This is a genomic window from Paludisphaera mucosa, from assembly GCF_029589435.1.
GTDB classification, from domain to species: Bacteria; Planctomycetota; Planctomycetia; order Isosphaerales; family Isosphaeraceae; genus Paludisphaera; species Paludisphaera mucosa.
This window is the reverse complement of sequence record NZ_JARRAG010000002.1, coordinates 927557-946400: the sequence shown is the minus strand read 5'-3', so window position 1 is coordinate 946400 and position 18844 is coordinate 927557. Positions and strand designations below refer to the sequence as shown.

Annotated in this window: 10 protein-coding genes and 2 pseudogenes; 4 read left to right on the top strand and 8 right to left on the bottom strand. The window is 70.3% G+C overall.

The genetic code is table 11. The features are described 5' to 3' along the window. Window positions 1-12 precede the first annotated feature (12 nt). Complete coding sequence (locus PZE19_RS13380; RefSeq protein WP_277861126.1) at window positions 13-1170, top strand: winged helix-turn-helix domain-containing protein; 1158 nt, start codon at window positions 13-15, stop codon at window positions 1168-1170. 282 nt (window positions 1171-1452) lie between these two features. On the opposite strand, the pseudogene PZE19_RS32965 reads toward PZE19_RS13380, so the two are convergent. From PZE19_RS32965 to PZE19_RS13350, 4 genes and pseudogenes are all read right to left on the bottom strand, one after another. Then, a pseudogene (locus PZE19_RS32965) lies at window positions 1453-2824 on the bottom strand (DEAD/DEAH box helicase family protein); the annotation flags it as partial. 214 nt (window positions 2825-3038) lie between these two features. Then, a pseudogene (locus PZE19_RS32960) lies at window positions 3039-3341 on the bottom strand (CRISPR-associated endonuclease Cas1); the annotation flags it as partial. Window positions 3342-3412: 71 nt separating this feature from the next. Then, entirely contained in the window at window positions 3413-3883 is a 471-nt protein-coding gene (cas4, locus tag PZE19_RS13355) for a CRISPR-associated protein Cas4 (RefSeq protein WP_277861121.1), read from the bottom strand. Window positions 3884-4159: 276 nt separating this feature from the next. After that, window positions 4160-6181 (bottom strand): CRISPR-associated helicase/endonuclease Cas3, encoded by a 2022-nt coding sequence (locus PZE19_RS13350; protein ID WP_277864350.1) that lies wholly within the window; start codon window positions 6179-6181, stop codon window positions 4160-4162. Window positions 6182-7220: 1039 nt separating this feature from the next. Here PZE19_RS13350 and PZE19_RS13345 point away from each other — a divergent pair. Further along, entirely contained in the window at window positions 7221-7574 is a 354-nt protein-coding gene (locus PZE19_RS13345; protein WP_277861120.1) for an ArsR/SmtB family transcription factor, read from the top strand. Window positions 7575-7688: 114 nt separating this feature from the next. On the opposite strand, the gene PZE19_RS13340 is transcribed toward PZE19_RS13345, so the two are convergent. Beyond that, a complete protein-coding gene (locus PZE19_RS13340) occupies window positions 7689-11180 on the bottom strand; it encodes an efflux RND transporter permease subunit (protein ID WP_277861119.1) in 3492 nt (1163 codons plus the stop codon). Next, entirely contained in the window at window positions 11180-12319 is a 1140-nt protein-coding gene (locus PZE19_RS13335) for an efflux RND transporter periplasmic adaptor subunit (RefSeq protein ID WP_277861118.1), read from the bottom strand. Before PZE19_RS13335 ends, PZE19_RS13340 begins: the two co-directional genes overlap by 1 nt. Window positions 12320-12730: 411 nt before the next feature. On the opposite strand from PZE19_RS13335, the gene PZE19_RS13330 reads away from it, so the two are divergent. Both PZE19_RS13330 and PZE19_RS13325 read left to right on the top strand, forming a co-directional pair. Then, a complete protein-coding gene (locus PZE19_RS13330; RefSeq protein ID WP_277861117.1) occupies window positions 12731-14365 on the top strand; it encodes a TolC family protein in 1635 nt (544 codons plus the stop codon). 56 nt (window positions 14366-14421) lie between these two features. Beyond that, window positions 14422-16188, top strand: a complete 1767-nt coding sequence (locus tag PZE19_RS13325; RefSeq protein ID WP_277861116.1) for a TolC family protein — start codon at window positions 14422-14424, stop codon at window positions 16186-16188. 384 nt (window positions 16189-16572) lie between these two features. Here the strand turns inward: PZE19_RS13325 and PZE19_RS13320 are convergent, their stop codons facing one another. Together PZE19_RS13320 and PZE19_RS13315 are read right to left on the bottom strand one after the other, a co-directional pair. After that, window positions 16573-17226, bottom strand: coding sequence for a hypothetical protein (locus tag PZE19_RS13320; RefSeq protein ID WP_277861115.1), 654 nt, complete (start codon window positions 17224-17226; stop codon window positions 16573-16575). A 122-nt stretch (window positions 17227-17348) separates the two neighbouring features. Further along, window positions 17349-18803, bottom strand: coding sequence for an efflux RND transporter periplasmic adaptor subunit (locus PZE19_RS13315; protein ID WP_277861114.1), 1455 nt, complete (start codon window positions 18801-18803; stop codon window positions 17349-17351). Window positions 18804-18844 lie beyond the last annotated feature (41 nt).

Genomic DNA, 18844 nt, shown 5'->3' with positions numbered 1-18844 from the left:
GCATCTCGACCGATGAATGATCACCTGAGCCTCGCCGAAGCCAGGCGCATCGCCCTCGCGGCCCAGGGCTTCGGCGCGCCGAGGCCGGAGCGGGCCGACGGCCGCCACCTCCAACGCACCATAGGACGGCTGGGCCTTCACCAGATCGACAGCGTCAACGTGCTCGCCCGCGCCCACTATCTGCCCGCCTTCTCGCGGCTGGGCGGCTACGATCGATCGCTCCTGGACCGCGCGGCGTGGGGCCGCCCGCGAGAACGGCGGCTGTTCGAGTACTGGGCCCACGAGGCCTCGCTCCTGCCGCTCTCGCTCCATCCCCTGCTCCGGTGGCGGATGGCGCGCGCGGATCGGGGCGAGGCCGGATATCAGGGCATTCGGGTGTTCGCCGGCGAGAGGCGGCCCGAGGCCATGCGGGTGCTCGACCGCATCAGGGAGGAAGGGCCGCTCTCGGCGTCCGACTTCGAGCGGAGCCGCACCGGCTGGTGGGAGTGGAGCGAGTCCAAGCGGATGCTCGAGTGGCTGTTCTGGGCGGGCCGCATCACCACCGCCACGCGCCGCCCCAGCTTCGAGCGGGTGTACGACCTCGCCGAGCGCGTCATCCCCGCCGAGATCTCGACGCTGCCGACGCCGGACGAGGCGGAGGCGCAACGCCGTCTCGTCGAGCTCTCCGCCCGGGCCCTGGGAGTGGCGACGTCCATCGAGCTCCGCGACTACTTCCGGCTCCGCCCCGCCGACGCGGCTCGCGCGATCGCCGCGCTCGTGGAGCAGGGGACGCTTCGGCCGGTCAGGATCCCGGGCTGGACGGCCGCCTTCCTCCACAAGGACGCCCGACGCCCGCGAAGGATCGAGGCCCGGGCGCTCCTGGCCCCCTTCGACCCGCTCGTCTGGGAGCGGGCGCGCACGGAGCGGTTGTTCGGCTTCCGATACCGCATCGAGATCTACACGCCGGCGGAGAAGCGGCGGTACGGCTACTACGTGCTGCCGTTCCTTTTGGGAGAGCGGCTCGTCGGACGCGTCGACCTGAAAGGCGATCGGGCGACGTCGAGCCTGCTCGTCCACGCCGTGCACCTCGAGCCGGACGCGCCGCCCGAGACTCGGGACGAACTCGCCCAGGAGCTGCAGGCGATTGCAGCTTGGCTCGGACTCGAACGGATCGTCGTCTCGACTGCGTGAGGATCGCTCGGACCGCCCGGCGTCCACCTTCTTCACAAGCTCCGCGATCCGCCTCAGGTACTCCTCGTACTCGACGGCCCTCGCCCTGCGGGCGGAGATGATCTCGTCGAGCAGCTTCGACATCCGCGCGTAGGACGCCGGGTCGGTGAGCTGCTTCTTGACGATCGTGCTCCGGACGTCGTTCTCGATCGTCTCGGCGATCGCGGTCGAGTTCCCCTTGAGCCCCGACAACTGCTGGGCGATCGCGTCGGCGATCCCGGTCTTCACGATGAGGTCCAAAAGCCCGATGCCGTCGAAGGGGGAGATCTTCCGCGGCTCGGACGCCTCGATGTCGGCGTCGAAGGGCTTGAAGTCGAGGACCTCGCCGCTCGCCTGGCGGACCACCTCGCGCACCTTCAGGTAATGGTCGAGTCGTCCCCGGATGCGGGCGATCTCCGCGTCCGTGTAGCCGGCGCCCGACGACTCGTCGGCGATGTTGGAGTAGGAGCGGAGCAGGAAGACCGTCGCCTTGTACAGGGCCGCCCGCTGGGGCTCGCGGTCCTTCAGGTCCGTCGGCACCTCGGTGTTGCCGCAGAAACAATGGATGTGCTCGAGGTCGCCTTTCGGTCGATCGATCGGCTCGCGGAGCAACTCGAGGGCCTCGATGGCGCCGTCGAGGCGTTCCTTGCCCTTCGTCAGGCGGTCCTGCAGCAGCACTTCCGGGTCGGAGCCGCCGGCGCTGCGGTCCAGCTCGGAGGGGTAGACGGCGATCGCCTTCTCGACCTTCTTGAACAGGTCCTTGAAGTCGAAGACGACGTCCGCCACCACGCGGTCCATCCGCGACTACGAGCTCAGCACCTGCAGCATCGTGCCCCATTTGTTCCTGAGCTCGAGCTTCTGCCAGTCGTTCAGGCCCTTCGACTTGGCCTCGAACCAGGCGTCGATCTTCGTCTGGGAGCCCAGATTCTGATCGATGTCCCGCGCCTCGTAGACGAGGTCGAGCACCACCTCGTCCTCGACCGCCTCGCTGAACTCGTAGGTGTGGATGTAGCCGCCGAAGACCTCAAGGCTCGTCTCCCGGTCCGTCTTCGAGAGCGGCGTACCGGTGAAGCCGATGCGATGAATACGGCGTCGGGCGTCATCGCCTTCATCACCTTGTGGAGCCGGCCGCTCTGGGTGCGGTGGCACTCGTCGACGAACACGAAGTCCTCGCCGACCGTGAGGCTCGGCTGCTCCTGGAGGTCCTTCAAGCACTGGTCGAACTCCTGGTCGGGCTTTTCCCCCGCTTGCCGAACTTGTGCACGAGCGAGCAGAGGAGCCGCGGCCTCGCCAGGCCGAGCTGCTTCATCAGGTCGCGCCCGCTGCCGGTGCGGTAGATCTCCTCGCCCACGGCGGCGAAGACGCCCTCGACCTGCTTGTCCAGCTCGTCGCGATCGTTCACGACCGCCACGCGGGCCTCGGGGTCGTTCTCGAGGGTCCACTTGGCCAGGAGCACCATCACGATGCTCTTGCCGCTGCCCTGCGTGTGCCAGACGATGCCGCCCTTCCTCAGGCGGACGTGCTCCTGGGCGGCCTTGACGCCGAAGTACTGGTGCACCCGCGGGACCTTCTTGACGCCGCCGTCGAACAGGACGAAGTCGTGCATCAGCTCGACGAGCCGGTCCTCGCGGCACATCTTCCGCAGGTACTTGTCCAGCTTGCATCCGCCGTCGTCGGCCTCGTCCTCCTTCCATCTCGGGAAGAACTTCTCGGGCGTCGGGACGGTGCCGTGCTGGAGGCCGGAGGTGTCGTTGCCGGCGAAGATGAACTGCATGGTGCTGAAGATCCAGGCGTGGAATTCGGGCTGCTGCGTCGCGCAAGGCCGCGAGGGGCTCGGCCTGCTCGCGGGCGGAACGCACGAGCATGGCCCGGCAATTGGCGACCTTGCCGAAGACGAACGATCGGGCCAGGCCGGCCGAAGCCCTCGGGTCGTCGGCGAGGCGGTACTGGCGGCGGCGGAGCAGGACGTTGCCCGATTCCTCGCCCTCGACGCGGGCCGGGAATCGGCCGTTGACGTCGAGGAAGGAGAACCCGATCCCGCGCTCGACGCAGGCGGCCACGAGCTCGGGGCTGGCGGACACCGGCCCGAAGCAGACCACGCCGCCGAGGTGGTGCATCGGGACCTCCAGGCAGGTCCGATGTTCGACCCGCACCGCGACGTTCTCGTGGTCCTTGGCCAGGTAGGCGCCCGGCGTCGTCACGTAGAGCGTATTGTGGTAGCTGCTCAAGGGGCGTCCTCCGGGAGTTCAACGTAATGGGTTTGGGCCGTCGCGCCGGGCTGCGAGGCGGTGGGTCGTCCCGTCACCTCGGGCAGGCAGCTCTCCAGGAGCGAGCAGCGGTCGCAGCCCTTGTGACGCGCCACCCGGGGCGTGGTCCGGGAGTCGAACAGCTCGCGGCATCGCCGCGCGGCCTCCTCGACGCGCGATCGCAGCGTGGGCGTGAACTCCACCGGCTTGCGGCGGCGCGTCTCGCCGTAGAAGAGGGAGCCGCGGGGGACGTCCAGGCCCAGCATCTCCTCCAGGCACATCGCCTGGGCGCATAACTGCACCTCGTCGGCCCCGCGGGACTTGGGGCGGCCCCGTTTGTACTCGACGGGGAACTCCCGCCGGAACTCCTCGCATTCAAAGAGATCCCGCATCGACCGTCGGGCCCAGCCAGGTTCCCAGGACGCATCCAGGTCGAGCCATGACTTCATGGCGGTCCCCTCGGACGGGGATGGGTCGACGAACTCCCACCATGACCTACAGCCGAGAGGCTGGCTTTGCCGTCAAGCTAATTGGAACGCATATCAGGTGAAGAATCCTGTCCGCATCGCGCAGCAATCTCTCATCGTCTCGACCGCAATCCTAGTCGCTCCGTCATCCCGGGAAGGCGTTGACGCCTCGAATCATGCGGTGATGGATACGCTCTTGCGGCCAGGCTAGCAATCTCTGGTTCGATATACAGGGCATCGCGGAGTTTTCTGAGATTTTCAATCTTGCGAAGTGATCAAACTCGCGGGATCGGCCGGAATGATTCGTTCCACCTCCAGGCCGAACGTGGGGTGATACTGGGGGCCGATGGCGACGAGCCAGTTCACCTGGTCGTGGATGGCCTCGATCACGCCTCCGCGGACGAGCGTCGTGAATTGCGATTGCGGTACGTCCACGATGTAGGGTTGTAGGTCGCGGAGCGTCGATCGGCAGGGCGCGCAGCGGTAGGCTTCGACCCGCTCGGCGGCGTCGCCGTACGGGACGACGATCGACGCCCGGCCCTGGTCATCGATCATGCGGAAGCGTATCTCGGTCTCGGGGAAGTCGCGGGCGAGGCGGGCTTCCATCACTTTGAGAGCGTCGGGAGTGACGTCGGCGAAGTAACGCGAGAAGTAGGTGCGGTAGGTGGAGGGATCGAAAAGGTCGAGCCGGCCCTCTTGCTCCCTGAGGAGGCTCGCGGTCGTATCGTCGCCGGGACGCAGGCCGGGGGGCGGTTCCGAGGGGGAGCGGAAGACGATCAGTCTCCCCGGGATCGGACGGCCATGCTCGTCGGCGAGCCGCCCCTCGCGGTTGCAGCGGCCGGCGGCCTGGGCCAGGGCGTCCACGCCCCCGAGGTCGCGGTAGACGACGGGGAAGTCCAGGTCGACGCCGGCCTCGACGAGAGTCGTGCTGACCACCCGGCAGGCCCCCCCGCCTCGCAAGGCCCCGGCGATCCGCGCCAGGACCTCGCGGCGATGGGCCGCGCACATCAGGGCCGACAGGTGGAACGCGCCGGGTCCCAGGAGTTCGCAGAGCGCGCGGGCGTCGTCGCGACGTTGGACGATCACGAGGACGCGTCCCCGGCCCGGCTCCCGAAGCTCTGCGGCCAGGTCCTCCCAGGTCGTCGGATCGAGGGCTCGCGAGCAGTCGACTTCGACCCTTTCCTTGACGGCGTCGAAGGCGGCCTGGACGTCGTCGACGACCTCGACCACCCCGGGGAGGTTCGGGAACGCCCGTCGGTTGCTCCTCGCCAGTTCGAGGGCCGGCTGGGTCGCGGTGCAGAACAGGGCGGAGACGCCGTAATGGTCGACGAGCCGGTTCAGGACGTCGAAGATCGGGGTCCGGAGGTGGTGCGGCAGGGCCTGGACCTCGTCGAAGACCACGACGCTCCGGGCGATGTTGTGCAGCTTCCTCGCGGCGGTCCCGCGGGCGGAGAAGAGGCTTTCGAAGAACTGGACGCTCGTCGTCACGATCACGGGCGCGTCCCAGTTCTCCGAGGCCAGACGGTTCTCGTAGGTGTCCCGCGACGGCTCGAGGTTGCTGTGATGTTCGACGAGGGCGATCCCTTCCCCCGCATCCCCGAACGCCTCGCGGTAGACCGCGGCCGTCTGGTCGATGATGCTCGTGAAGGGGATGACGACGATCACCCTGCGCAGGTCGTGGCGGATCGCGTGGTCGAGGGCGAAGGCGAGGGCCGACAGCGTCTTGCCCCCGCCGGTGGGGACGGTCAGGGAGTGTCGCCCAGGAATGCGCTCGGCGGCGCGACGGCAGGCGGCCAGCACGTCGGCCCGAAGCTTGAGGACCGCCTCGGCCCGCGCCCGGGCCGCATCGGGCAGCGCGGCCGTACGCACGTGCGCGGCCCGGGACACCGCCTCCAGCCGCCGCCCGAGCTTCTCACGAAGCTCTTTCAGGATGTCCGCCCCGGCCTTCGACGCCTGGCGCGCCTCGGCCCGCTCGCGATCCTTGAACCGCTCGGTGTCGAGGCGGTCGGCGTCGATCAGGGCCGAAAAGAGCATGCGGGTCCAGAATTCGTGCCGCAGGAGGGACTCTTGAAGGCGCTCGCGGCCGGTCCATGCCGCGAGCGCCTCCGGGCGCAGCGTCGCGGGAGCACCCGGCAAGGCGTGCCCGAGCAGGGCGGCGATCTCGGCCCCGCCGCCGCGACAGGCCTCGTCGAGGCGGGTCTTCTTCTCGGCCCTGGTCAGCCGTTCGGGCTCGAAGTTCAACTTCGGCGGCAGGCCCGAGTGGTGGCCGGCGACGAGCATCGCCAACGCCGCCTCGGCCGGGGGCAGCTCGCCCTGGCGGACGAGGCGGCCGGCGCAGCCTTCGAGAACGTGGACGGCCCCGGCGGTGGAGTGGTCGACCCGTCCCGGGCGGCCGTCGACGACCGAAGCGTCGAGGACGGCCGGGGGCCGCCGCGGAGCCGAGGAGGTAGTCCTGGAAGTCGACCGCGTACTTGCCCAGGTCGTGCCAGAGACCGGCCGTCCGCCCCCACTCGCACGAGTCGAAGGCGGACGCGTGGGCCGAGGCCAGCTCGGCCACGCATCGCAGATGCTCCATCAACGGCTGCCAATGTTCCGGGGCCATGTCCTTCAGGGTCTGGGCGTACCAGGTCGTCCTGATGGCTGACATCAGCTCTTTCCTTTGGACACGGCCGTCGAGGGATCGCGCTGGGCCCCGGCCCCGTCCGCTCGGCGAGGAAGCCGGCGCCCTCGACGAACCGCGGCAGGCGGTCGACCGGGACGTCGTCCGCGGCCAGCCCACTCCGGTGTTCGTCGCCGTACATCGCCCCGCCCCCGCTTCTCGTTCCACGACTGCACAGTAACCCGGTGGGAGATCGATCGCCGAGGGGGACGCGCCAGGATTCATCGCCCGTCGGGGCGCGAAACGGCATGGCGCCGGCGATCTCGCGAGGCAGAGGCCCGACGCGACGTCGGTCCGACGCCAGTGCGGGGGGACCAATTTCAGACGGTCGATGACAATCGGGGTTTCGGGTGTTGGGGCCGCTCCATTCGTGGCGAACCGGACGCGGAACTCCGGAACGAAGTCATGGATTTCATATTTGTATACATGATCGATCTGAATTTTCTTGGGCCGGCGTGTGCGGGTGCTTCCTTGCCAGGTCGAGGCGACCGCGTCGCAATCGGGTTCGATCCATCGATCAAGCTTCCACGCATGATCGAATCGATGTCGCGTTTCGGGACGATTCCCCGTTCGTCCCGTCCTGGACAGCGCGGGACGCCGTGCTATTATTCGTAGAACAACCAATTTCCTATACTGCCAAACGGATATTCAGCGGGCTCCATGGCTGTCGCGATCCCCGACGAACTCCTGGAACGTGTGGCCGAGAAGTTCCGGATGCTGGGCGACCGCACGCGGCTTTCGATCCTCCGCGCCCTGCTGGCCGGCGAGAAGAACGTCGGGGCCGTGGTCGTCGAGACCGGGCAGAACCAGGCGAACGTCTCGAAGCACCTGAAGATGCTGGCGGAGGCCGGGATGGTCTCCCGCCGAAAGGAAGGCCTGCAGGTGTTCTACTCGGTGGGCGACCCCCTCGTCGAGCAACTCTGCCGACTGGTCTGCGGCAACATCATCGAGGAGGCGCAGGCGGAGGTCGATCGCAACCGCAAGCTCCTCAAGACCTGGCAGAAACGGATCTAGGACCGCTCCCGCCGCGCGGTGGCGGGCGATGATCTCGCCGTTGGCGAGTTCGCGATCCAGGTCGTCGGCCTTGATTCGGTGCACGACGGACGTGCGCGCCGCCGGCTTCGCACGTCAAGGCTCGACGACCGCACCGACGTCGCGCGAGCCGGCCGGCGGGCGGCTCGCGACGCCGGATTTCTCGGCGTGGAGCAGCCAGTACGACACCGGGATCACGAACAGGGTGAAGATCGTCGACGCGAACAACCCGAAGATCAGCGACCACGCCAGCCCCGAGAAGATCGGGTCGAGCGTGATGGGGATGCTCGAGAGCATCGCCGCACCCGCCGTCAGGAGGATCGGACGCATCCGCACGACGCGGCTCTCCATGATGGCGTCGAAGAGCGGGCGGCCCTTCTCGACGGACTGGCCGATGAAATCGACCAGGATGATCGCGTCGCGGGTCACGATGCCGGCGAGCGCGATCATGCCGATCATGGCCGTGGCGGTGAAGAGCACGGGGTCGGCGCGCCCGCCGACGACCTGCCCGTTCATGGCGTTCAGCAGCCAGAAGCCCGGCATCACGCCGAGTACGGTGAGCGGGATGGCGAGCATCACGACCAGCGGGATCAGGAACGAGTTCGTCTGCATCACGAGGATCACGTAGATCATCACCATGGCCGCCGCGAACGCGAGGCCGAGGTCGCGGAACACGTCGAGGGTGATCTTCCACTCGCCCTCGCCGCTGAACCCGACTCGCACGCCGGCGGGCACGGCCCAGGGGATGCCTCCGCCGTTGCGGAGGAACGTCCGCTCGGAGAGCTTCCGCGGCTCGGCGTCGGACACCCAACCTTGATCCGTCGAGGCGCCCGTCGGCGAGGTCCCGTCGGGCCGCCGGTCGAAGGTCACGTCGAGGACGCACTCCGCCGGGGTGCGCCCCAGCGTCTCGGCGGTCACGTAGACCACGCGCTCCAGATTCTTGTGGTAGATCGTCTGGTCGACGCGGGTCTCCTCCCAGCCGCCGAGCTCCGACAGCGCCGTGAACTGGCCCGTCCGGCCCTTGACCCGCACGCTCGCCAGGTCCTGGCGGCTGGATCGGAGCGAGCGCGGCAGGCGGAGCTCGACGCGGAGCGGGTTCCGTTCGCCCGCGAGTCGCACCGTGCCGGCGTCGCCGCCGGACAGGACGAGGCGGAGGGTCCGGGCGATCTCGTCGACGGAGACCCCGTTGAGGGCGGCCTTCTCCTGGTCGGCGACGAACACGAGCTTCCGGGCGGGGGCCTCGACCGTGTCGTCCACCTCCGCGACCCCCGGCTCCGCCCCGAGCCGCCGGGCGACCGTCGCGGCCGCGGACGTGAGGTCGTCGTACGAGTGCTCCGGCCGGCCGCTCACCTCGGCCACGAGCGAGGCGAGCACGGGCGGCCCCGGAGGCAGTTCGACGACCTTGAGCCGCGCGTGGCGCCTGCCGGCGAGCGCGGTCAGGCGGTCGTGGAGCCGCAGGGCGATCGCGTGGCTCTGCGCCGCGCGGTGCTTCTTGCCGACCAGGTTCACGCGGACCTCGGCGTTGTGGGGCGTCTGCCGCAGGTAGTAGTGCCTGACCAGGCCGTTGAAGTCGATCGGGCTGGGGAGGCCGACGTAGCTGACGTAGTCGGTGACCTCGGGGACCGTCGCCACCTCGGCCTCGACCTCCCGGACCGCGGCGTTCGCGCGCTCCAGGGTGGTCCCTTCGTCGAAGTCGAGGACCAGCAGCAACTCGTTCTTGTTGTCGAAGGGCAGCATCTTCAAGGGGACCATCCGGAGCGCCGCGAGCCCTGTCGCGGCGGCCGTGAGCAGGGCGATCGACGTCAGGAACGTCAAGGCCGCCCGCCGCGAACCGATCAGGGGGGCCATCATCGGTCGGAACAGGCGGTAGAGGAACGTGCGGCGGAGCGCCTCGAGGTCCTCCTCGTCCGTGTGGGGGCGGCCCGCATGGGCGCCCGAGTTGAACTTCTTGTGGAGGACCTGGTAGGCCATCCAGGGCGTGATGGTGAACGCCACGAGCATCGACATCAGCATGGCCACCGGCACGTTCAGCGCCATCGGGGCCATGTAGGGGCCCATCATGCCGGTGATGAAGAACAGCGGCAGGAAGCTCACGATCACCGCCAGCGTCGCGCTGATCAGGGGCGGGCGGATCTCGGCGACCGCCTCGAGCACGATGTCCCGCGTCGCCCGGCCGCGCATCTCGAAATGCCGCGCGATGTTCTCGACGTCCACGATCGGGTCGTCGACCAGCAGGCCGAGCGAAAGGATCAGGGCGAACAACGTCACCCGGTTGATCGTGTAGCCGAAGAGCAGATTGACCCCGAGCGTCAGACCGAAGACCACCGGCACCGCGACGGCGACGATCATCGCCTCGCGCCAGCCGAGGCTGAGGGTCAAGAGCGCGATGACGATGACGATCGCCACCCACAGGCCCTCGACGAGCTCGTCGACCTTCTCGTCGGCGGTCAGCCCCGAGTTGCGGGTGACGACGAGCTCCATGCCCGAAGGGACGACGTCGCTCCTGAGCTCCCCGGCCGCGCGGAGGACGGACTCCGCGACGGTCACCGCGTTGGTCCCCTTCTGCTTGGCGATGGCCACCGTGACGGCGGGCCTCGCGGCGACGACGCCGGCCGTCGCGCGTCGGGACGCACCGGATCCGCCGCGTCCGGCGACCTCGACGCCCGGGAACCCCTCGGGCGCCTCGAACCCCCGCGCCGGGCCCCAGCCGTGGCGGAGGTAGCTGGTCGCCTCGTTGGGCCCGTCGCGTACGGTGGCCACGTCCTTGAGGAAGACCGGGCGGTTCTGGAAGACCCCCACGACCAGGTCGCGGATCCGCTCCGGGCGGTCGGCCGCGACGCCCCCCTCGACCCGGACGACCGCGTCGCCGCGGGTGAAGTCGCCGGCGGGACGGGTGACGTTCGCCCCCTGGATCGCCGTCTGGACCTCCAGGGGGCCGAGGGCGTACGCCTGGAGCCGCTCGGGGTCGAGGTCGACCCGCACCCTGCGGGGCTCGCCCCCGACGACGTAGGCCCGCGAGACCCCGGGCAGCGCCGACAGGCGCTGGACGACCTCCTCGCCGACCCTCCTGAGGCCGTAGCCGTCGCCCTCCTCGCCGGCGAGCGTCAGGGAGACGACCGGGACGTCGTCGATCTCGACCGGCTTGACGACCCAGCCGGAGACGCCGGGCGGGATGACGTCCTGGTTCTCGTTGATCTTCTTGAAGAGCTTGACGAGGCTCCGCTCGCGGTCCTGGCCGACGTAGAACCGGACCGTGATGACGGCCTGGTTCTCGCGCGACATGCTGTAGACGTATTCCACGCCGTCGATCTGATAGAGGATCTTCTCCAGGGGGTTCGCCGCGAGCTGTTCGACCTCGGCGGCCGAGTGGCCCGGCATGCTCACCATGACGTCGGCCAGCGGCACGACGATCTGCGGATCCTCCTCCCGGGCGGTCACCAGCAGGGCCGCCAGGCCGATCAGGACGGAGACGACGATCAGGATGATCGAGAAATTATTGTCGAGGAAGACGTGGACGATCCCGTTGAGGAAATCGTGCCGCTTCGGCCCGACGCCGTTCGGGCCGGCCCCTGAATCCCGCTCGCCCATCATCGGCCTCCCGCCGATCGACCCGGGGAATCCTTCGGGAGCACGACCTGCTCGCCCTCCTCGAGGCCCGAGAGGACCTCGAGGCCCTCGTCGAGCGTCCGCCCCAATTGCACCGCCCGGCGACTGATCGCCGCACCTTCGACGACGTCGAGCTCGTCGAGCTGCCCGACCCGGCGCACCGCCCCCGCGGGGACGATCAGGACGTCCTCGTCCTCGAGCGGGATGAAGATCCGGCCGAACATGCCGCTGTAGACGTTCGGTGGGCAAGGCCCGGTCACCTTCACCTGGAACGACCGGCTCTCGGCCTGCGCCTCGGGGACGATTTCGCTGACCACGGCCTGGCAGACGTGCTCCAGCGCGTCCAGCCGCGCGGGGACTTGCTGGCCGACCTTCAACCGGAGGGCCAGCGACTCGCGCACCGTGGCGACCATCTGCATCCGGCCGGGGTCGTACATGGTCAGCAGCATCTGGCCCGGGACGACGGTGTCGCCGGCGTTGACCTTCTTGTCGACGACCCGGCCCGACATCGGGGCGCGCACGGTCGCGTACGCCTCGACGATCCGGGTCTCCTCGACGGCCTGCCGGGCCCGATCCCACTCGGCCTTCGCCGACTTGAGGGCGGTGTTCGCCTGGTCGAGTTCGCTCTGCGTGATCGACGCCCGGGCCGCCAATCGCTGGGCGCGGCCGAATTCGGTCTCCGCCTGGTCGTACTTCGCCCTGGCCGAGGCCTCCCCCGACGTCGCCTGCTCGTTCCTGGATTTCAGGTCGGCCTTGTCCAGGACGACCAGCACGTCGCCCTGCTTCACCTCCTGCCCGGCCTTGACCTGCACCTGCTCCACCCTCGCGAGGATCTTCGAGGCGACGACCGCCTCGTAGACGGCCCGGATCGTGCCGACCGCCGACTCCTGCCGCGGCCGCCGAACTCGCTTCACGACCCCCAACCGCCGGTCGACCGGCGCGGCGGCCCCTCGGACATCGCCGCCGGATCGCGCCACCTTCACCTTCGGCTCGAAAGCCCCGGCCAGGACCATCATCAGGACGACGATCCCCACCGTGGACAGCGCCGCGAGCGCCGAGCCGAGGAGGAGCCGAACCCCTCGGCGGGGCGTCCCGGCGTCTCGCTCCGCGACCGAGGTCATGGACCACCTCCCTCGTGCCAAGCCATCCCGCGAGGTCGATCCATCTCGACCTCCAGTTCGAGCGGGCGCGGCCGTCGCGACTCGACCACCCGGCCGCCAAGGCCCCATTCCTAAATAAACTATATAGCCAATCAGTTGTTTGGTCAAGCGGAAGGTCTCCGCTCCCGCCTCGGGCCGGGGGTTCGCTCGAAGTTCGCGTCCGACCGGCCCACGGCCGCCGGACGTGTCGTCGGAATCGGGCGGGAGCCGCGATTGAGTCCATCCACTCGAAAGCCGTCGGGCGGCACCGGCGCGTCATGCGGTCGGCCACGAGCGACTGGGCGGGTTAAAGCCGCAATGTTGACCGCGCCGATAAGGATGAACGCGACGCCTGGGCCGCCCCCGGACGGATTCGACGGCAGAGGAGGCGAGATGGGTCGAATACGACACGACGGGATGGTCCTGGGCCTTGTCGCGGCTTGCCTGATCGGCGGGCGACCCGGCGCGGCCCATTCTCAGGACGTTTCACCGACTCGCCGGCCGGCCGCCGAGTCGGTCGCGATCCCGGAGGCCGCGCCCCTGGGCGACATGGCGAAGGGCCGGCGCGACGAGATCGTCCGGCCCCCCTCGCCGCCGAGCCTCCTGGAGCCGGAGGTCCGGCCGATCGACCTGAACTCGGCGCTGCGGCTGGCGGGGGCCCAGAACCCGCAGCTCTTGATCGCCCGGCAGCGGGTCGTCGAGGCGTCGGCGCTGCAGCAGCTCGCCGCGGCGCAGTTCCTGCCGTCGCTCAACGCGGGCGGGAACTACGACCTGCACACGGGCAACCTCCAGCAGTCGAACGGCAACATCCTCTCCGTGAACCGCTCGGCCCTCTACCTCGGCGCCGGCAGCGGGGCGGTGGCCGCGGGCACCGTCAACGTCCCGGGCGTGGTCCTCGAGGGGAACGTCGCGGTCGCCGTGTTCGGCTACCTCGCGTCGCGGCAGGTCGTGGCCCAGCGCGGCTTCGACGCCTGGGCCGTCCGCAACCAGGCGTTCCTGCAGACGACCCTCGCCTATTCGGAGCTGCTGCGGGCGGAGGGCCGCCGCGCGATCGCCCTGCAGGTGCGCGACGAGGCGAAGCGGGTGGCCGACCTGACCGCGTCGTACGCCAACGCCGGCCAGGGCCGCGCCGCCGACGCCCACCGGGCGCAGACCGAGCTGGAGAGCCGCGAGTACGACGTCCAGGCGGCCGAGGAGGCCGTGCTCGTCTCGTCGGCGCGGCTCTGCTTCGTGCTGAACGTCGACCCCTCGATCCGGCTGCACCCCACCGACGCGTTCGTCGTCCCGCACCCGATCGTCCCCGACCCGACGCCGGTGGCCGAGCTGATCGCGCTGGGGCTGCTCCAACGTCCCGAGCTGAAGGACCGCCAGGCGGCCATCCGCGAGTCGCTGATCATGCTCGAAGGGGCCCGCGCCCTGCCGTTCTCGCCGACCGTGCTGATCGGCTACAGCGCCGGCGGGTTCGGCGGCGGCAGCAACCTCGTGCGGCCGGTCTTCGGCGGGTTCGGCGGCCGGTCGGATTACGACGTCGTGGCCTACTGGACCCTGCGCAACCTGGGCGTCGGCAACGCGTCGCTGATCAACCTCGCGAAGGCCCGGCTGGGCGTGGCCAAATATCAGGAGATCGCGATCCTCGACCGGGTGCGGGCCGAGGTGGCGGAGGCCTACGCCAAGACCCACGCGCGTTACGCGCGGATCGGGACGTCGCAGAAGGCCGTCGCGAGCGGCGTGAAGGGGTTCCGCGAGGACCTGATCCGGATCGAGAACACGGTGGCCCCGGCCATCGAGACGGTCGACAGCCTCCGCCTGCTCGCCCGAGCCCGTTACGCGTACCTGGACGCGATCATCGACTACGACCGCGCCCAGTTCGAGCTCTACGTCGCCCTGGGCCAGCCCCCCGCCGACATGCTCGCCCACCCGGCCCCGGTCGACGGCGTGGGGCCGACCGCCGCAGCCTCCGCGGCGAACCCCGGCACCCCCGCATCGAACCCTGCCGCGCCCGCGAATGGCCCGCCCCCCGGTCCCTGACCGTCGCGAGGTTCGAGGGAGAGGCGAGGATGGAGCCGGGGAGGAGGGGCCGAAGGATGGCGAAACCAGGACGTCGACGAGAGCGGGCGATCACGCCCCTAACGCCCCTGCGATGGACCTGCGCCTCGGTCCTGCTGGCCGCACTTGTCCCCGGCTGCGCCACCTGCCGGGACGCTTCGGGGCTGCCGGCCGCGGTCGGCGGATCGGCGCCCGCGACTTCGGGCGCCGCCAGGGAGGCGGCGTCGCGAGGGGCCGGCCGTCGGGGCCGAGCCGGCACTCAACAGGTGGCCGCCTCGGCCGCGGGCCCGATCGATCGCGAGGTCGTGCCGGTCTCGAACGCCGCGCCCCCTCCGCCGGCCGATTTCGAGGCCCCCTCGATCCCGCCCAAGGATTCCGAATTCGCGATCGACCTGACGGCGGCCCTGCGGCTGGCCGAGGCCGAGAACCCGCTCATCGCCGAGGCACGGCAGCGGATCGGCGAGGCCGCCGCCGCCTTGCAGGGCGCCCAGGTCTTGCTGCTCCCGTCGCTCAACCTGGGGACGACCTACCACAACCACCTCGGGAACCTCCAGCGCTCCTCGGGGCGGATCCTCGACCTGCGGGAGCAGTCGCTCTACTTCGGCGGCGGGTCGGACGTCTTCGCCGCCAGCACCGTGGAGGTCCCGGCCGTCAGCGTCTTCAGCCCGCTGACCGACGCCATTTTTGAGCCGCTGGCCGCGCGGCAGCAGGTCGTGAGGACCCGGTTCGACGCCAGGGCGACCGCCAACAGCATCCTCCTGGAGGTCTCGCAGCAGTACTTCGAGCTGATGGCGACCGAGGCCTTCCTGCGGGTCCGACGCGAGACCGCCGAGCAGGGGACCGAGGTCGCCCGGCTGACGCGGGCCTACGCCGACGCCGGGGAAGGCCGCGACGCCGACGCCGAGCGGGCCGCGACCGAGCTTGCGTTGATCGTCGTCGAGGTCCGCCAGGCCGAGGAGGAGGCCGCCGTCGCCGCGGCCCGGCTGGCGCACCGCCTCCACCTCGACCAGTCGGTGCGGATCCGGCCGGTCGCCCCCGCCGCCGAGGTCGTCACGATCGTCGATCCGGCGCGGACGCTCCCCGAACTGCTGGAGGCCGCGCTGGCCGGACGGCCCGAGGTCGGGGCGCGATCGGCCGCGATCGACGCGGCGGAGTATCGCCACAAGCAGGAGCAGTTCCGGCCGCTCCTCCCCACGCTCTGGGTCGGCTTCAGCGCCGGCGGGTTCGGCGGCGGCGGCAGCCCCTTCGGCACCCAGCTCGGGAACTTCGGCGGACGGAGCGACTTCGACGTCTCCCTCTTCTGGACGGTCCGCAACCTGGGGATGGGCAACCTCTCGCTCCAGCGCCGTCGCGAGGCCGAGGTCGGCCAGGCCGTCGGCGAGCGGGCCCGGACGATCGCCGGCGTCCGCGCCGAGGCGGCTTCCGCCTACGCCTCGGTCGCCGCGTCGCGACGCCAGGTCGACGTGACGACCTATCAGCTCGCCAGCGCCGAGAAGGGCTTCCGGGAGGACCTGGATCGGATCCGCAGCACGGTCGGCCGGCCCATCGAGGTCGTCAACAGCCTCCAGCTGCTGAACGACGCCCGCATCGCGCGCATCCGCGCCGTGACCGATTACAACCAGGCCGAGCTTCGGCTCTTCGTCGCGCTCGGCTCCCCGCCCCCGCTGAGCGGCCCGGCCGACGCGCCCATGCCCGCCGCCCCCATCGCCTCGCCGCCGCTGCCCCCGCTCGCCGGCCTCGTCGCCCCGGGGCCGCTCCCCCTCCCGCGCCAGGTCATGCCGACGAGGCGGGAAGCCGCCCGCTGATTCGGCCTGCCGAGGTGCATGCGACGATCCGAGCTACGCCTTGAGGCGTCCCAGGAGCCGAGCGATCTCCGCGATTCGTCCCGGCCGCTGTTTCGAGATCGGCGATCCTGGCCCATGATCATATTGGGATCGCTTGCGCGGGCGAGCGTCATCGATGATCGGGCGAATGGCGACGAGTTCCGGAGACCCTCGAACGGGCGGAAAATCACGAGAGGCGCGCAAGCCGATCCAGGACTGAAAATCGATCTTACGCTTATGATGTGATTGAACTTGCGTCCGATGGCTTCGTTGGTCGCGACGACGAAGGAAGCCGAACCGAAGCCGATCGACCTGGCGGAGGTCTCGTCCGCGCATGGGGCGGGCGACGCCCCTGGGGAGGAGGGCTTACAGGTCCCTGGGGTGGGCGGCCTCGTACTGGGCGAAGTCCAGCCAGTAGATCGGGAAGGCTCTCAGGACCTGGCGGCCGAAGGGGTCGACGACCTGGAAGTCGAGCTGGTTGATGCCGTCGGTCAGGGTCGTGGAGTAGCGGAAATAGCCGTGCTCGTCGGCCACGACGGCCGGCCCGCGGAGCTTGAGGTCGGTCGCGCCGACGCCCGAGAAGACGAGGGCCCCGGGCGTCGTGCGGCCGACGACGGTCGGCGTCCGACTGTGCGTGGTCCCGCCGCTGTTGCTCGGCAGCGAGCCCCGGGCCTGGTCCTCGGGGGCGAGCTTGACCTGCAGGTTCAGCGGGATCCTGGGGCTGATCGGCGGCAGGATCCGGAGCAGGATCCGGCCGTCGTCCTGGCCGATCTGGTCGTTGTGGTTCAGGTCGTAGGCGGGATCGTAGCGCGGGCCGCCGGCCGAGCTGAGGTAGGCCGCGACGAACCCCTGGAGGACCTCCAGCGTGCCCGCCGACCCGAAGGCGGTCGTGGCGGCGACCGGGGACGCGGGAGCGACTTCCGCCGCTCGGGGGCCCTGGACGAGGCGGGTCGAGCTGGGCAGCCGCCGGGCTTCGAGGGCCTCGAGACCGAGGGCGACGCCTGGGGATCGGGCGGCCATGGAATCCTCCTTCGCCTGGAACGTGGGGCGACGCCCGACCTGGCGCGCCATAAGGGTTCGATCGGCCCGCCATCCGGCTTTCTGCAGGAATACCGAGCGTGGCGCGAGCGTCGACCTCCCCGTCAGCCGTGGTGCGGGCCTCCGCCCGCGGCAGCCTGAGAGTCCGCCTGGCGGGTCGGTCCCGCTGCCGGAGCGACCCGGACCGGCGTCCCGTCGCCGACGGCGCCCGTGTTGAGGATGGCCTGGTCCTCGGGGCTCATGCCCGAGAGGATCTGGACCCGGAGCCCGTCGTCGGCGCCGATCTCGACGCGCGTCTTGCGGGCGACGCCGTCCTTGACGACGTAGACGTCCGCCTTGCCCCCCTTCGACTCGCCCACGAGGACCGAGGCGGGGAGCGTCGAGCCCTTCGACTCCCGGTCGAGCAGGATGGAGGCGACGCCGTACATGCCGGGCCGGATCTTCCCTTCCGGGTTCGGCAGGTCGATCTCGGTGTGCATGGTCCGGGTGGTCGGATCCTCGGATTGGGCGAACCGCGAGACCGTCCCCTTGAAGACCTGGCCCGCGAGCGCGTCGAGCGTGACCTCGGCCGCGTCGCCGACGTCCGTCCAGGCGACGTCGCGGTCGGGGACCTGGGTGACGACGCGGACCTCGTCGATCCGCGCGATCGCCAGCAGCGGCGTCACCCCCCCCTCCTCCGCCGACCGGATGAACGCCCCCGGGAAGACGTTCCGCCGGGTCACCACGCCGTCGAACGGCGCCGTGATCTTCGTGTAGGCGACGAGGACCCGGGCCTTCGCGAGCTTCGAACGGGCGACGTCGACGTTGGCCCTCGCCTCCACCACGTCGGCCTGGGACTTCTTCACCCGCGCCGCCGCGGCGGCGAGCTGGGCCTCGGCGTTCAGGACCCCCTTGCGCGAGCCCAGCTCGGAGGCCCGCGCCGACTCGTAGCCTTCCTCCTCCTCGTCGGCGATCTGCTGCGGGATCGCCTGCTTGGCCACCAGGTCGCGGTACCGCGCGAACTTCTTCTCGTGGTAGGTTCGCATCGAGGCGTAGCGGTCGACCTCGGCCCTCGCCTGCTCCACGGCCGTCGCGAAGGCCGCGCGGTCCGCGGCCGCCGACTCGACGAAGGCCTCGGCCTGCACCACGGCCGCCTCGGCCTGCTCGAGGTCGGCGGCGGCCCGGTTCGCCTCCTCCACGATCTCCGGGTCGTCGATTTCCGCCAGCAGCTGGCCCGCCTTGACCGAGTCGCCGTAGTCGACGTGCAGCTTCGCCAGGTAGCCCGAGACCTTGGCGTACAGGTCGGCCTCCTGGTACGGCTGCACGGTGCCGATCTGCGAGCTGGTCCGCTGGATGCCCCCCTCCGAGAGCCGGACGACCCGGACGGCGACGGGCTCGACGCTCGCCCGGGATTCGTCCTGTGTGGGAGCCGGGCGCACCTCGCCCCGGCGGCTCGCGAAATGCCAGCTCAGGGCGGCGCCCGCAAGGCCGATCGCGGCGGTCGCGAGGATCGGCTTCCTCCAGGAACGCTTGCCGCCCCGCGACGCCTCGCCGGCCTCGACTTCGACTGTGCTCGACACGGCCCCACCCCTTCCCGTCGGATCGTTCGCTGGAATACCCT

What these genes read in the sequence shown, in the direction of transcription:
- PZE19_RS13380 (WP_277861126.1), top strand. Translation starts at nt 13, where the DNA reads ATGAATGATCACCTGAGCCTCGCCGAAGCCAGGCGCATCGCCCTCGCG.
- cas4 (WP_277861121.1), bottom strand. Translation starts at nt 3,883, where the DNA reads ATGAAGTCATGGCTCGACCTGGATGCGTCCTGGGAACCTGGCTGGGCC.
- PZE19_RS13350 (WP_277864350.1), bottom strand. Translation starts at nt 6,181, where the DNA reads ATGCTCGTCGCCGGCCACCACTCGGGCCTGCCGCCGAAGTTGAACTTC.
- PZE19_RS13345 (WP_277861120.1), top strand. Translation starts at nt 7,221, where the DNA reads ATGGCTGTCGCGATCCCCGACGAACTCCTGGAACGTGTGGCCGAGAAG.
- PZE19_RS13340 (WP_277861119.1), bottom strand. Translation starts at nt 11,180, where the DNA reads ATGGGCGAGCGGGATTCAGGGGCCGGCCCGAACGGCGTCGGGCCGAAG.
- PZE19_RS13335 (WP_277861118.1), bottom strand. Translation starts at nt 12,319, where the DNA reads ATGACCTCGGTCGCGGAGCGAGACGCCGGGACGCCCCGCCGAGGGGTT.
- PZE19_RS13330 (WP_277861117.1), top strand. Translation starts at nt 12,731, where the DNA reads ATGGGTCGAATACGACACGACGGGATGGTCCTGGGCCTTGTCGCGGCT.
- PZE19_RS13325 (WP_277861116.1), top strand. Translation starts at nt 14,422, where the DNA reads ATGGCGAAACCAGGACGTCGACGAGAGCGGGCGATCACGCCCCTAACG.
- PZE19_RS13320 (WP_277861115.1), bottom strand. Translation starts at nt 17,226, where the DNA reads ATGGCCGCCCGATCCCCAGGCGTCGCCCTCGGTCTCGAGGCCCTCGAA.